Here is a 15,170-nt window from a genome sequence, read left to right as displayed (position 1 = left end):
TGCGGTAACGGTGACGGGCAGTGGTGATACAGGTGATACCATTGAACTTAATGGCAATGGCACGACGCTTGGTACGACCACCGTTGGCCCAGATCAAACTTGGACGACGACTGTTGATGCTAGCCGTTTAGAAGACGGTGATGTGACCTTAACTGCGACGGCAACGGATGCGGCAGGCAATACAGCCGCGGATGATGCAGCCGCGACGTTAGATACCACGCCGCCAGCGGTTGTCACACCGCAAGTGACCGATAATGTGGCTAATGACGGTGATCTATTAGACCCTGCAGATCCGGTAGCAGAAGGTGACACCATTAATGATGCGACACCAACACTCACTGTTGCGGCAGACGATATTGAAGCGGATGCGACATTGACATTACTCGTCGATGGTAGCCCTGTCGCTGCTGATATCGTGACTAATCCTGATGGCAGCGTGAGCTTGACCCCAAATGTGCCACTGGCTGATGGTGATTATAGCTTGAGCTACCGTATCGCTGATGAGGTAGGTAATAGTAATGACTCACCTGTAGTGAATGTCACGATTGATACCGCCATTGTTGCCAATGACGATTTGGCTTATTTGGATCTGGGTGCGTTACAGACGACAACGTATCCGACCATTACTGATTCTGACTTAGATATTATTGGCGTGGCGGAAGGCACTGGTGATGCACAAAATCAGCTGTCCTTTACTGTTAATGATGGTACCACCGGTTCAGTTGATATTGTCGTGTCACAAACTGCGCTGGTGACAGTCGCGGATGCTGTTAATGTCGAAGTGTATAACAGTAGTGGCGATTTGGTTTATGTTGGTACAACGGGTAATGACCCCTTAGTGGGCAATGCACTGAATATTGAGCTTTTAGGCCTAACGGGTAGTGATACGTTGACCGCCAGTGTGATGGGGCTTGAGCCTGATATTTATAATATCGTGGTACGTAACGACGACAGTGCGCTTGCAGATCTGGTCAATGACTTAACACTGACCGAGCTTGGTGAGGCAGGGGTTGTCTTAGGCGCGGGCAATCAAGCAGCCGTGCTCGATGCGGTTGAAACTGCTCTCAATGCCGACTCAGGATTATTACAGCTTGGTACGCTTGTACGTACCTTGCTAGAGCCTGTACTTGATGGCACGACAGATATTGGCGCAGGTGAGCTGACCGGTTTGGTTAGTGATGTTCTATCGCTAGGTGGTTTGGGCGATCAGCTTGATGTGGTGCTCGATGTGGTTGCCACCGAGCTGTTGTCTAATACCTTAACCTTGCTTGAGACCACTACTGTCAGCGCTACTGTCACCGAAATAGGTTATGCAGCAAATACAGAGGTAACAGGCAATGTCATCGACCCCGATCCTGCCGTAGAAGAGGAAGCGGGTGAAGATGTTGTGACCTTGGATACTGAGCTGACCACCGTGATCAATGCGGACGGTACCTATGCTACACCAGCGGATGTGAATGGCGTGCAGACCTTTACCATTGAAGGTCTCTATGGGGTATTGGTTATCGACGCCAATGGCGATTATACCTATACCGCCAATGGCGCCACCGCCATGCCCGGCGCGACGGATACCTTTAACTATACGGTGTCTGATGGCGTCAGTACCGACAGTGCATCATTGACCGTCACCTTGTCGGGCGAGCCTGCCGCGCCGCAGGTGGATGATATCGATAACAACTATGCACAAGATGGTACCTTGCTCAGCACCACCATTACAGGTATGGCTCAAGCAGGCATTATCGTCAATATCGATGTGGATGGTGATGATGTGTTTGAAGCCACCGCCACTGCAGATGCAAATGGTCAATTTACGTTGACACTAACCCCTGCGCTGGCAGATGGTGTTACCGCAGATCTGACCGCGACTGACGGACTTGGCAATACGTCAGCGGTCACGCCTGTGATTGGTGATACCGTTATCAATGTTGCTGTCGATGATATCATCAACAATGCGGATCTTGATGCAGATGGTGCAGCTGACAGCACCACCGTTAGCGGGGCAACCGAAGCCAATGCCACCGTTGATGTGTTGGTAGACGGCACGATCGTTGCCAGTGGTCTCGCTGATGCCAGTGGTAACTTTACCATTACCTTTGCCCCAAGTTTGGCAGTGGGCCAAGCACTTACTGTCACTGCCACTGACAGCTACAACAACACAGCGACTACGGCACCGATTATCGGCACAGGCATTCTTGCCAATCTTGATACCGATCAGCTTGACTTGGGGGCGCTGGTTACCGTTATTGACGATCAAGTGGTCGTCAATGCTGAAAATACGCAACTACTTGGGTTGGCTGAAGGTAATAACAACCCAGTGAGCAACACCACCTTTAGTGTGCCTGAAGGTACCAGTGGTGATGTGGTCATTACTGTCGAGCAAACCGCGCTATTGGCTGTTGCCGATGCGGTCAATGTCGAGGTGTATAACAGCAACGGCGAATTGGTCTATGTCGGTACGACAGGAGACAATCCATTGATTGGTGATGCGCTGGGTGTTGATTTGTTAGGACTGACCGGTAACGGCACGCTGGTGGCGACTGTCTCGGAGCTTGCGCCTGATGACTATAGCATCGTGGTACGTAATGACCGTAGCGCACTAGAGACTTTGGTCAATGATCTCACACTAGAAGAGCTGGGTGATGCGGGTGTGGTGCTGGGTGCCGATAATCAGGATATTGTTTTTGATGCTATAACAGATGCTCTTGGTCCAGTCGTTGGCAATGCAGTCGTCGCACTATTATCACCTGTTTTGAGTACGGCAGGTGTTATTCCACTTGATCAAGTCATCTCTCTTGTTGAAGGTAGCACCACACTGAGACTACTTGGTGCGGTTGATGATGTACTTGATAGTATTAGCGAAACGTTACTATCCAATACCCTAACGCTACTACAGTCCACCGATGTTACGGCGACCCTGACGGCGTTCCAATATGCTGATAATACCCAAATCACAGGCAATGTCATTGACCCTGATGCCACGGCTACAGATGAAGCGGGCGAAGATGTTGCACCAGACGGTACGCTCATTACGGAAGTCACAGTAACCAATCCAGATGGTAGCGAATCTTTAGCAACGACTGGTGATGTTGGTGGGGTGACGCAATTTACCATTGCAGGACAATACGGCACGCTGGTTATCCTTGCTAATGGTGATTACACCTATACCGCTAATGGCGATTATGACTCACTTGGTCAAACCGATGTCTTTAACTACACCATCGATGATGGCGTCAGTCAGTCAGAGACCGAGCTGGTGATCACTTTAGGTACTGACACGCCAACCATTACCACTGATGCTATCGTGCGTAATGACACCGATACGGTCAATGTGATCGGTCGTGCCGTGGGTATCGATGTGGGCACAGCGATTGCCATCAGTCTGGTTGATGACAATGGCGTGACCATCAGTGGCGAGACGGTCGTGCAGTTTGGTGGCAGCTATAGCTTTACGGTCGATGGTTCTGCCTTAAACGGCGTCGTCACCACAACGGCAACCGCGCTAGATACGGACGGCACACCGCTGCTGGATGTAAACAACGATCCGATCAGTGCGCAAGACACCGATGTGAAGCAGCCTACTGACGCGCTTGGCATCACCGTGGATGCGTCTATTGACCTTGGTCTTGGCGACAACACCATCAATGTTGACGCCATTATCGATGGACAAATCAGCGGCGGTGACGGTATCGACACGCTCATCTTAACGGGCGCTGATACCAGCATTAGCCTATCGGACATCATTGAGACCGAGGTTATTGACATCAGCGGTAGTGGGGCCAACACCTTGTTTATCACCTCAGATGATGTGATTAATGCCAATGTCACAGGTGATATTTATGTGCGTGGCGATGCTGATGACACTGTTGACTTGGGTAACGTGGGTGCTGACTTGACTGAGGGCGCAGGTGCCGAAGCATGGGCTATGACCGAAACCAGTACTGTTGACGGCATAGACTACAATGTTTATGTCTTCAACAATGACTTAAACACACAAGTGTATATCGATACCAATATTGATAATATTATTTAAAATGACCAGCAAAAAAATGCCTTTTTGTTCATCTTAGAGGCATTTTTTATTTGTTTTTTTGTCTAATAAAGGGTAATGTATGCCAAACATTTGCCAGTCAAACAATAGCGGATATCTGCATACGAAATATGAAAATACCGTTTTATAAACCGTTGGTTAATAATTACCTAGCATTGTGTCGTATTACATTGCCGTTTATCCTAGCTTTTTCATTCAGTATACCCTCTGAGGCAGCCTCAGAAAATTTACAAGTCAACCAGCTGATTAATCATGCCATTAGTAGTCACCCTCGCATTCAAGCCGCCATAGCGAGCCAGCAAGCAACAACTGAAGGTATTACCGCCGCAAAATTGAACTTATTTCCAGAACCGAGTATCAGCTCAGGCTATGACCGCGACGATGATTTTGTGTCACAGGTCAATATTCGTCAGCCACTGTGGACAGGTGGGCGCTTGAGCGCCAATGTCAACCAAGCCATCTATGATGACAAAGCCGCCGTAGAAAATATCTACGAGCAGCAAAATACCGTCGCCAAAACCACCATTGACGCGTGGCAAACCTACATTCAAGCCATTGCCCAGCAGCGCATCCATTTAGATAACTTAAGCGTACTGGCCGACTTTGAAGCCATGATGCAGCGCCGCGTGGGGCAAGGCGTGTCTGCCCGTATCGAGCTGGATCTGGTGACCAACCGTATTTTGCAAGAACAGACCGCTTATCAAGGCGCGCTTGAGCAGCAGCGGATTGCGGCGGCGCGTTTGTCGCAGCTGACAGGACAGGCTATGCCGACGACAGGCAGTAGCGCCATGCCCAGTATTCAGGCGCTCAGTACGTATGCCAAGCAGCAGGCGGCCAGCCTTGAGCAGCAGGTTTTTGGACAAAATGGCATCGACAACCCATCAGTGGTCAAAGCGCAGTTTGAGATCGAATCGGCAAAACAGCAAGTCATCGCGCAGCGTGCCGCGCGTTATCCCACCTTATATGCCCAATACGAGCATGCCTATTATCATGACGACAAAGACAATGATCGAGATAACGACGGCAAGTTTTCACTTGGGTTGAACTATGCGCCCGGCGCGGGATTGTCTAATTTTGCCCTGTCTCGCGCATCAGAAGCACAGGTCAGTAGCTTGATACAAAGTCAAGAAGCGGCGCGTCGCGAGGTAATCGAAGACATTCAAGTACGTTATCAACAATTCGTCAGTGCCAAAGACCGTGAGGTGTCGTTGGTAGCAGCGGTGGCAGGCGCGCAGATGGTGGTCAGCTCCTATCGGCGGCAGTTTATCGCGGGGCGTAAATCATGGCTTGAAGTCTTAAACGCCGTACGTGAGCACAATGACTACCAAGTCCAACTGGTACAAACGCGTGCCGAGTTGCTCGGTGCGTTTTACCGCTTGCAAGTGGATTTGGGACTGATGCCGTGGCAACGCTACGCGCGCAGTCGTACCCCAGCCAACACCTTTGATCCTGCCAGCAGTATGACATCATGGCTGAAAACCAAGGCTGAACGGCTTACTCGACCAGCCACTACAGCGGCGGCTAATGAGACGCCTAGTAATGCCGACGCTTTATCTTTCGGTTATGGTCGTAATCATGGCAATGATAATGGCAGCGGATATCAGCACAGATATTTTAATTTGATAACCTATCCAGACGATACAGTGCCGCACTCGACCGATTTAGACGTCGCGATTGATACGGCTGATGATAAAGCAATGATCGAGCCAAACACTGAGAATGGCGCTGCCCATACGCCTTAAATAACAGGTGAATTTGGTTGATAACAATAGTTGCCTAACAAGGTTTTAGAATTTTTGATGATGAATAAGCGATGGTTATGAGCACACCGACAGAGGACAGCCCAGTAGTGCCTGCTGGTCTTGACACAATGACGCCTACTGGCCCATCTCAGCAGACGCAATTGGTTGAGGCGCTGCGTCACCTACTGAGTGAACAGGGCTATCCGATTGATAATATACGTCTGCAAGATGTCATCGGTAAACATCAAAACGCCACTGAGAGCGGGGCGCTTAGCCCAGAGCAGGTGTTTGACATATTACAAGAGATTGGGGTTTCTGACATACCTGAGGTGCTCAAAGCGCCTGATGCCGCCGTGCTACCATTACTGGCTTATCATAAGGATAAAGGTTGGGGCGTGATAGACAGCTTGACTCCGCAAAAGCGATGGCACTTTCGTCAAGTAGAAGCGCAGCACCATATCACAGCAGACAGCTGCACGTTGCTGCTGCGTATTCGCTTGCAGCATACCCCAAACGCGCAGTCACGCCGTTCGTTTTCAGAGCTGTTAAAAACCGATTTAAAGTCTTATAAAGGCATCTTGGTTGAAGCGGTCATTGCCACTTTTTTGATTAACTTATTGGCATTGGCCGTGTCGCTATTTTCCATGCAGGTGTATGACCGCGTGATTCCAACGCGTAGTGAATACACGCTGATTATTTTGGCCAGTGGTGTGCTTTTAGTCATCATATTTGAAGCCTTTATGAAGTTTTCTCGCGCCAAGATTATGGACAAGGTGGTGGTGGGTCTGGATCAATACCTATCTCGTGAGGTGTTTCAACGTCTGCTCAAGGTGCGTATGGATCAGATGCCCGCTTCGGTTGGCTCCATGGCGGCGCAGCTGCGCGGCTACGAGCAAGTGCGCAGCTTTTTTACCGCCAGTACCCTTTTTGGGATGGTTGACTTGCCGATGACGATTATCTTTGTGGTATTGATCGCGGTGATTGGCTCGCCACTTGTTGCGCTTGTCCCTGTGATTGCGGCGGTGATCGCATTAATTATGGGGCTGCTGGCGCGTAAGCGTATTGATGCGTTGGCTGAAGAAGGTGCCAGTGCGTCGTATTATAAGACGGGGCTATTGGTCGAGACGGTCGAAGGGGTGGAGACCATCAAAGCAGGCGCGGGCAGCTGGAAGTTTCTCTCACGCTGGCTGGATGTGATGCGTGTCACCTTAAAGAATGATTTGGACATGCGCCATGCCAATGACAATTTGACCTATTTTACCCAGATGCTGCAGCAGGTCAGCTATGTGGGCATTGTGATTGTCGGCTCCTTTGTGGTGATGCAGGGCGACATGACCATGGGCGGCTTGATTGCCTGTTCGATTTTGGGTGGCCGTATCTTAGCGCCTGTGATGGGCATTCCTAATTTGCTGGTGCAGCACTCACATGCGCGTGCGGCACAAAAAAACATCGAGTCGCTGTTTGAGTTGCCACAGGATAATGATGGTGTCAGCTATCCCTTATCACCAAGCCGTATCATTGGCGCTTATGAGTGCCGTAATGTCAGCTTTAATTATCAGGACAATGATCGTCCGGCAGTCAGCATACCGACATTGTCTATTCAGGCAGGCGAGCGTATTGCGATCTTGGGTGCGATTGGTTCAGGCAAATCAACACTGCTCAAAATGCTGGCTGGATTGTATGCTCCGACCAAGGGACAAGTATTGCTCGATGGTCTCGACATTCAGCAAGTCAGCCGTGAGACATTGGCAGAACGTATCGGCTACTTGCAACAGGACCACCGCCTGTTTCAAGGCACACTGCGCGAGAACTTATTGATTGGTATGCCTGCGCCCAGTGATGACGTGCTGCGTGATGTATTGACCAAAACGGGTCTGATGCAACTGGTATCGAGTCACTCAAGTGGCCTTGAGCTGCCCATTAGTGAAGGTGGTCGCGGACTGTCAGGGGGGCAAAAGCAGCTGGTCGCCTTTACCCGTTTGCTATTGACCAAGCCTAATGTGTTTTTGCTCGATGAGCCGACTGCCTCAATGGACAATCGGCAAGAGCAGCGCTGTCTGCAAGTATTGGCAGAGGAGCTCAAAGATCAGCAAACGCTGATTATCGCCACGCATAAAACAGCACTGCTGAATTTGGTCGATAGGATCATCATCATGGACAACCAGCGTATCGTGATGGACGGTGCCAAAGCCGACGTGCTCAAAGCACTGACCCAAAATGAACGCCAAAAAAACCAAGCCAACAAAGTCGCTAACGTCTAAATACAAATTACGCGCCATATCGTCAACAAGGTAGTCAAAGCATGTCCGAGCACAGCTATAGCCCCATCAATCCAAAAATCAGCCGTGCCAGATGGAGTATTTGGACAGCTTTGGTCGGCATTGTGCTGCTACTGGTGTGGGCGTCGTTTGCTAAGATTGACCAAGTCACCCGCGCCACAGCCACCGTGATTGCCAGCGCGCGTACCCAAGAAATCCAAGCGTCAGAAGGCGGCGTACTCACTGAGATTGCGGTTAGAGAGGGCGAGGAGGTCAAACGCGGTCAGCTGCTTGTCGTCCTTGAAGAAGAGCGTGCCAAAGCGGCCCTTGATAACAGCGCCAGCAAAATCGCCGCCCTACAAGCCAAACTTGCTCGACTAGAAGCCGAAATTTTTCAAACTCCACTGAGTTTTTCGGCATCGGTCAAAGGCTATCCCGAATACGTACAGAACCAAACCGCGTTGTACAACCGCCGCCGCCAAGCGATTAATGAGGATGTCTCCTCACTGGAAAATATGCTGGTGTTAGCAGAAGATGAGCTGAGTATGAATGAGCCGCTACTGGCTTATGGTGATGTCAGCCAAGCGGATGTGATTAAGCTGCGTCGTCAGGTAGCGGACATCGAAGCGCAGATTAACAACAAGCGCAACAAGTATTTTGAAGAGGCACAGGCGGAGATGACCAAAGCGCAAGAGGAGCTAGACACCCAGTTAGAAGAGCTGCGCGACCATGCCCAAGTGCTCGAAGAAAAGCGACTCATGGCACCGACTGAAGGCAAGGTAAATAACATCAACGTCACCACCATTGGCGGTGTGGTCAAACCCGGTGAGGTCATTATGCAGATATTGCCGACCAGCAGTGACTTGGTGGTCGAGGCCGAGGTCAGTCCCGCTGATATTGCTTATGTCAAAGAAGGGCAGGACGCAACGGTCAAGATTGACGCGTATGACTATTCTATCTTTGGCGCGATGACGGGTACGGTTGAATACATCAGTCCTGATACCTTGATTGAGCAAACCCCTGAAGGCGAAAGCGCCTACTATCGAGTGCTGATCGTGATTACAGGCGCAGAGTTCGCAGGGCGCGGTGACGAGATTGTTATTCGTCCTGGTATGACTGCCTCTGTCGATATCAAGGCACTGGAGCGGACGGTGCTCTCTTACTTAACCAAACCGATTACCAAGACCTTATCAGAAGGTCTGGGCGAGCGCTAAACACATTACTTACAAAAAAGGATATTTTTTGATAAGATAACCTTTTGTTTTATATGTATTTTTACTAATATTGCATAATCCAAGGAGTTCAGAATGCAGCCACGTATGACCGCTCTTGCCATGCTTTTACCTGCCGCTATATTTTTAAGTGCCTGCAATCAAGCTGAACCCCCAGAGACTGACGCTAGTGCAGAGCGCAATACCGATACCATCAGTATGACCGAATCTTCAGAAACTACCGATACCACGGCGGTCAGCACCCAAGCGCCAGCAGACAGCCAAACGCCTCAAGATTTGGCGGGTTTGAGCGCCGTCGTCTATAAAGACGCCAACTGCGGCTGCTGTGAACAATGGGTGGACTATGCAGGTGACCACGGAATGCATACCAAGATAGCGCATCCTATTGATCTAAGCGCGGCCAAAGATGAGTACGGCATCCCGCCATCGGCACGCTCATGCCATACGGCTGTCACCAGTGAGGGCTACGTGTTTGAAGGGCATATTCCTGCCAAATATGTGGCGCAGTTTTTGGCCAATCCACCTGTCGATGCCAAAGGTTTAGCTGTTGCTGGTATGCCAATGGGTAGCCCCGGTATGGAATACCAAAATAAGTTTGACGCCTATGATGTGCTACAAATCAATAATGATGGCAGTACTCAAGTCTATGCGCGCGTTGATGACCCAAGCCAGCAGATGTAGGGCGCTTACGATCACTATGGCATGTCCCTAATAAAGCAAGGGTAAATAGCGGTAAAAGGGGGGCAACCTATAAAGCGATAATCTTTGTCGCCATGACAATAGAAATATTATGGCAGCGTAGTGCTTGAGTATACATTGTAGGGCGATGGCCTAACCTGCTTGATGGTTTGTATTAACATGAGTCTATATCGACAGACCATCTAAACAGCACAGTAGGCAGACCTAGGAGCGCGCTATGCAAAACCGCTAATCACACAGCATAAATCCTTATCTCAAATTTACCTTGATGATTGTCACCTCCACCATCGTCATGTATATCATGATGTATTTCAATACCTATCGGTGGGATCATATTTATTTTAGCGAGACGCGTGCCTATATGGCGCTGTATATGGGCGCGGGCATGGCGGTGATCATGCTGGCCTTTATGGGCAATATGTATAAACAAACCAAGCTCAATCTGGCGGTTTACGGTATCAGCGTGGTGCTTTTCGCCGTTGGCATTTGGGGCGTGAGATCACAAGCGACCGTCGATCAGATTGACTGGATGCAGGCGATGATTCCGCATCACTCTATTGCCATTTTGACCAGTTCACGCGCCGATATCGAAGATCCGCGCGTCCGTAAGCTGGCCGATGACATCATTACTGCGCAAAAACGTGAAATCGGTGAGATGCAGCAACTGATCGATGAGCTAGACAAATAAATCTAAAATATAAATCGCAACAGTCGGCAAACAGGTGATGATGTTTTCCATACGTGTTCAGCATCTCAGCTTTGCCTACTGTTGATAGCCGCTCTCTATACCCTCTACCGTTAAGACAATAAAAAGGGCGCCGTTTTACTGATCTTTGAATCCGCCACCTCGTTTGGCGTACCTTGGGCGACGATAGCGCCGCCTTTGTCGCCCGCTTCAGGCCCGATATCAATCACCCAGTCGCTGTTTTTTGCCACTTGCATGTCATGCTCGACCATGATGACCGTGTTGCCATTGTCTACCAAGTTATTTAACTGAGCCATCAGGCGCGCCACATCTGCGGGGTGCAAGCCTGTGGTGGGTTCATCAAGGATATAGAGGGTATCGCCGCGCTGGGTACGCTGTAGCTCAGTGGCGAGTTTGATACGCTGTGCTTCACCGCCTGACAGCTCTGTGGCAGGTTGCCCCAAACGCAGATAGCCAAGCCCGACTTGTAGCAGCGCATCCAGCGCCCGCATGATGGCTGGCACGTCCTTAAAAAACTCATGCGCCGCTTCGACGGTCAGATCCAGCACTTGGGCGATGTTTTTATCTTGATAGGTGACCTTAAGCGTTTCTGGATTGTAGCGCTGACCATGACAAACAGGGCAGGGCGCGTAAACACTGGGCATAAACAGCAACTCCACACTGACAAAACCCACCCCTTCACAGTTGGGACAGCGTCCTTTAGCCACATTGAATGAAAACCGTCCAGCATTATAGCCACGAGCGCGTGCCGCATCGGTGGTGGCAAACAGCTTGCGCACATGGTCAAACAGACCCGTATAGGTCGCCAGATTGGAACGCGGCGTACGACCGATGGCTTTTTGATCGACAGTGACCAGTCGTTTGATGTGTGTCAGTCCTGCTGTGATGCGGCCACCTGTTGGCACGTCTTGCTCTTGTTCAAGCAGCGCTGCTTCGTCAGTTGCCACCTCGGTTGTGACTTTTTGTCCCAAGGCCGCTTGTACCAAGTCCACCAGTGCTTGACTGACCAAGCTTGATTTACCTGAACCCGACACCCCTGTCACCGTGGTCATCACGCCAAGCGGAAATCGCACATCCAGCTTTTGCAGGTTGTTGCGTTCAACGTCCGCCAACTCAAGCCATGCGCTAGGTGTCCGCACCGCACGTGGCGTGTTGGTCAGGTGGGGAAATAAAAACTGACGAGTACGCGACTGCTCAGCCTCTTTTAACCCTTCAAACGGCCCACTATAAACGATTTGTCCACCATGGACGCCGGCATCAGGGCCCACATCGACGATCCAATCGGCATGACGAATCACGCTGACGTCATGCTCAACGACAAATACCGAATTGCCCGCCGCAATCAGGGCATCAAGCGCTTTGAGCAGCGCTTGCGTGTCGGCTGGGTGCAAGCCTGCGGAAGGCTCGTCCAAAATATAAACCACGCCAAACAGCTTGGAGCGAATTTGGGTTGCCAAGCGCAAACGCTGTAGCTCCCCTGGTGACATGCTTGGGGTGGTGCGCGCCAAAGACAAATAGCCCAAGCCAAGCATGGTCAGCGCCTCAATACGGCTGAGAATATCACTGGTGATACGCTGCTTGACGATGGCTTTCTCAGGATTGGCAATATGACTATTTATGGCGTCATCGTATTGATTGTCTGTCTGGACACGGCGCAATATGATTGCCAGCTTTGCTAAGGTCAGCTTTGACATCTCGCCGATATCAAGCCCCGCTATGGTGACCGACAGTGACGCCTGCTTGAGCTTTTTACCGTGACACGTTGGACACTGCGATATCTGCATAAATTGCGCCACTCGTTTTTTGGTACTGGCGCTTTGGGTACTGGCGAACGATTTAAGCACAAAACGTCTGGCACTAGAGAATGTGCCCATATAGCTGGGCTTTTCATCATTCTCAAGCGCTTTTCGGGTTTGCGCCAGATCATAGTCGCGATAGACAGGGACCGTGGGTGTCTCATCGGTAAACAATATCCAGTCGCGGGTTTCTTTAGGAAGCTCACGCCACGGCACATCAATATCATAGCCCAGTGACAATAAAATACGGCTTAGGTTTTTGCCTTGCCATGCTGGTGGCCATGCCTCGATGGCACGTTCGCGAATGGTCTTGCTATCATCAGGCACCAGCAGCTCTTCAGTAACTTCAAACACGCGGCCAATACCGTGACAGGACGGGCACGCGCCCTCAGGTGTGTTTGGTGAAAAGGCATCGGCATACAAAATATCTTGGCCAGCAGGATAGTCGCCAGCGCGTGAATAAAGCATGCGTAGCGCGTTTGAAATGGTGGTGATACTGCCGACTGACGAGCGCACCGAGGGCGTACCGCGCTGCTGTTGTAAGGCAACGGCGGGTGGCAACCCTTCAATACTGTCCACGTCGGGCTCATCGACTTGATCGATCAAGCGCCGCGCATAGGGTGAAACAGAGTCCAAATAGCGATGCTGTGACTCGGCAAACAGCGTGCCAAAAGCCAAAGAAGATTTGCCTGATCCTGATATCCCAGTAAATACCACCAGCGCATCGCGCGGCAAATCCACATCGACATTCTTGAGATTGTGTACCCGCGCCCCGCGTACCTGAATGCCTGTTTCGGGGCGGCTATGGTTGTGTTGAGCATTGGTCATGTTGGTGTGTTTTGCAGTCATTGGGTCTTTAGGCGGCATGGGTAGGTGATCCTATTTATTATTTTCTTATTCATTATTGTGGGTCAGCAGCGGCTTATCTTAACATGCACCCGCTCAGCCATCAGATCAGCTTACGCTTGAGGCACATAAAGGGGTAGAACAAATAACACAGCAGTTTTTCTATATCATAAGCAATTAAATAGCCTAAGCAGATAGAATTATAAAAAATAGTGACCATCTACCAAAATCAGTACTTGATGCAAAGAACACACCCATAACTTTAATAAACAAGTGTTTTTTGTTATCTAAAAGTATCATCAGAGCGTTTGAAAAAAAGAAAATTAAGATTTCTACAAGAATAGATACCAAAACCACAAACTTTGGCAGTGATTTACGCGTGACAGCAGCGGCCACCATTGATACAGTGATAGTGGATAAGTAAGGCAAATATGATCAGCCAAGCATTGATCAGTGCCAAAAAGGGTATTGAGGCCGCGCAAACTGGTGATCATACATTCAAAATATATCGATAAATAATAGGAACAACTGATGACAAAAGAACAGCATGTATTGGCCTGTATTGACGGCTCTGCCGTGACCGAATCAGTCTGTGATTACGCCGCATGGTATGCAGGCAGGCTCGGATTGCATGTGGCTTTGCTACACGTCAGTGATCTGCCAGCATCCAGCAGACGTGACTTATCAGGGGCTATTGGCATTGACAGTCGCAAGTTCTTATTACAAGAGCTGACCGATCTTGATGAGCAGCGCGCGAAGGTTATCAATAGTTATAGCAATGCGCTCACCAAAGATGCCAAAAGCCATTTGCAAACCAGGTTTAAAGACACTGAGATTTGTACCTACCAGCGTCATGGCAAGCTGCTACCCTCTATTGAGCATTTTAGCGATTGTAACCGTGCCATTGTTATGGGTCGCCGCGGGGAAGACCATAAAAACAGCCGCCTGAATATCGGCAGCCAGATTGAGACGGTAGCGCGCGGCGTCGATGTGCCCGTGATGATTTGTTCAGAAGCCTTTGTAGAGCCAACCTCCTACATGATCGCTTTTGATGCCAGCGAAATGGCCATCAAGGCCACGGATATCATCGCAAAAAGCCCGCTGCTAAAAGATCTTCAAGGTCATATCGTCATGGTGGGTAACAATGGCGGCTCAGCCAACGCCAGCCTATCCGATGCTGCAGATAGAATGCGCGCAGCAGGCTTTCGTATTGAAGCACATAACGTGCCAGAGGCGACGGCTGTCGATGGCTTGCTCGACTTTCAAGCCAAAAATAATGTTGATATCATTGTGGTCGGCGCTTATGGGCAGTCAAAAATCAAACAGTGGTTTTTGGGCAGTACCACAACAGAAATTCTTGCCAGTACGCTATCGCCTGTGATCTTGGTTCGCTAATGGCATCAATAGTGTTGACATGGGGACAGCACCAACGCCATACCTTTGGGTCTGGTGCTGTCAATGCTTGTAAGGGTGATTGTGACGATGATATTTAGGTTGGTTCGGACAGACGCCCTCAAAAGCCCATGACAACCTAAACCTGATGACGCTGACCATCGTCTGGCACCAGCGCACGCTGCTTATCCAGATGCCTCTCTTCAATAAAACGGCGCAGCTCAGCCTTAGATAGTGTGCCATGATTGACCGTATCCATATGCACGCCTATGATCTGAGCGTTAGGCGCAAATTGATAGGCGCGGTACATATCCTCTTTACCTATGATGATGCCATCGTCAAAAGCAATCAGCTTGGCATAACCCGTAGTAAGCACCACTGCATCAGTGTCATTTTGCGTAAAAATCGGCATGTCACGCGGGTGGGTTAGCAAACGTGGTACATGCTGTTA

Annotated in this window: 9 protein-coding genes; 7 read left to right on the top strand and 2 right to left on the bottom strand. The window is 50.0% G+C overall.

Annotated elements, in window-relative coordinates:
* From ACFI32_RS13815 to ACFI32_RS13790, 6 genes are all read left to right on the top strand, one after another.
* Positions 1-4,030: beta strand repeat-containing protein (locus ACFI32_RS13815; RefSeq protein ID WP_462627192.1), on the top strand; the 4,030-nt coding region annotated here is incomplete at its 5' end.
* A 128-nt stretch (positions 4,031-4,158) separates the two neighbouring features.
* Positions 4,159-5,790, top strand: coding sequence for a TolC family protein (locus ACFI32_RS13810; RefSeq protein WP_462627191.1), 1,632 nt, complete (start codon positions 4,159-4,161; stop codon positions 5,788-5,790).
* A gap of 77 nt (positions 5,791-5,867) precedes the next feature.
* A complete protein-coding gene (locus ACFI32_RS13805; protein WP_462627190.1) occupies positions 5,868-8,051 on the top strand; it encodes a type I secretion system permease/ATPase in 2,184 nt (727 codons plus the stop codon).
* 41 nt (positions 8,052-8,092) lie between these two features.
* Positions 8,093-9,262, top strand: coding sequence for an HlyD family efflux transporter periplasmic adaptor subunit (locus ACFI32_RS13800; protein ID WP_462627188.1), 1,170 nt, complete (start codon positions 8,093-8,095; stop codon positions 9,260-9,262).
* A 93-nt stretch (positions 9,263-9,355) separates the two neighbouring features.
* Positions 9,356-9,961 carry a DUF411 domain-containing protein gene (locus ACFI32_RS13795; protein WP_462627187.1) on the top strand — a complete coding sequence of 202 codons (606 nt, stop codon included), beginning with the start codon at positions 9,356-9,358 and terminating at the stop codon, positions 9,959-9,961.
* A gap of 319 nt (positions 9,962-10,280) precedes the next feature.
* Entirely contained in the window at positions 10,281-10,667 is a 387-nt protein-coding gene (locus ACFI32_RS13790) for a DUF305 domain-containing protein (protein ID WP_462627186.1), read from the top strand.
* Between the two features lie 110 nt (positions 10,668-10,777).
* Here the strand turns inward: ACFI32_RS13790 and uvrA are convergent, their stop codons facing one another.
* Complete coding sequence (gene uvrA, locus ACFI32_RS13785; RefSeq protein WP_462627194.1) at positions 10,778-13,309, bottom strand: excinuclease ABC subunit UvrA; 2,532 nt, start codon at positions 13,307-13,309, stop codon at positions 10,778-10,780.
* A 549-nt stretch (positions 13,310-13,858) separates the two neighbouring features.
* On the opposite strand from uvrA, the gene ACFI32_RS13780 reads away from it, so the two are divergent.
* On the top strand, positions 13,859-14,722 hold the full coding sequence (locus tag ACFI32_RS13780; protein ID WP_462627185.1) for a universal stress protein: 864 nt from the start codon (positions 13,859-13,861) through the stop codon (positions 14,720-14,722).
* Positions 14,723-14,858: 136 nt separating this feature from the next.
* On the opposite strand, the gene ACFI32_RS13775 is transcribed toward ACFI32_RS13780, so the two are convergent.
* Positions 14,859-15,131 (bottom strand): hypothetical protein, encoded by a 273-nt coding sequence (locus ACFI32_RS13775; RefSeq protein WP_462627184.1) that lies wholly within the window; start codon positions 15,129-15,131, stop codon positions 14,859-14,861.
* Between the last annotated feature and the right edge of the window lie 39 nt (positions 15,132-15,170).

The sequence above is a fragment of the Psychrobacter sp. PSi21 genome (assembly GCF_054960615.1).
Note: the sequence above shows the minus strand (reverse complement) of the source record. Positions and strands in the feature narration are given on the sequence as shown.

What these genes read in the sequence shown, in the direction of transcription:
- ACFI32_RS13810 (WP_462627191.1), top strand. Translation starts at nt 4,159, where the DNA reads ATGAAAATACCGTTTTATAAACCGTTGGTTAATAATTACCTAGCATTG.
- ACFI32_RS13805 (WP_462627190.1), top strand. Translation starts at nt 5,868, where the DNA reads ATGAGCACACCGACAGAGGACAGCCCAGTAGTGCCTGCTGGTCTTGAC.
- ACFI32_RS13800 (WP_462627188.1), top strand. Translation starts at nt 8,093, where the DNA reads ATGTCCGAGCACAGCTATAGCCCCATCAATCCAAAAATCAGCCGTGCC.
- ACFI32_RS13795 (WP_462627187.1), top strand. Translation starts at nt 9,356, where the DNA reads ATGCAGCCACGTATGACCGCTCTTGCCATGCTTTTACCTGCCGCTATA.
- ACFI32_RS13790 (WP_462627186.1), top strand. Translation starts at nt 10,281, where the DNA reads ATGATGTATTTCAATACCTATCGGTGGGATCATATTTATTTTAGCGAG.
- uvrA (WP_462627194.1), bottom strand. Translation starts at nt 13,309, where the DNA reads ATGACCAATGCTCAACACAACCATAGCCGCCCCGAAACAGGCATTCAG.
- ACFI32_RS13780 (WP_462627185.1), top strand. Translation starts at nt 13,859, where the DNA reads ATGACAAAAGAACAGCATGTATTGGCCTGTATTGACGGCTCTGCCGTG.
- ACFI32_RS13775 (WP_462627184.1), bottom strand. Translation starts at nt 15,131, where the DNA reads ATGCCGATTTTTACGCAAAATGACACTGATGCAGTGGTGCTTACTACG.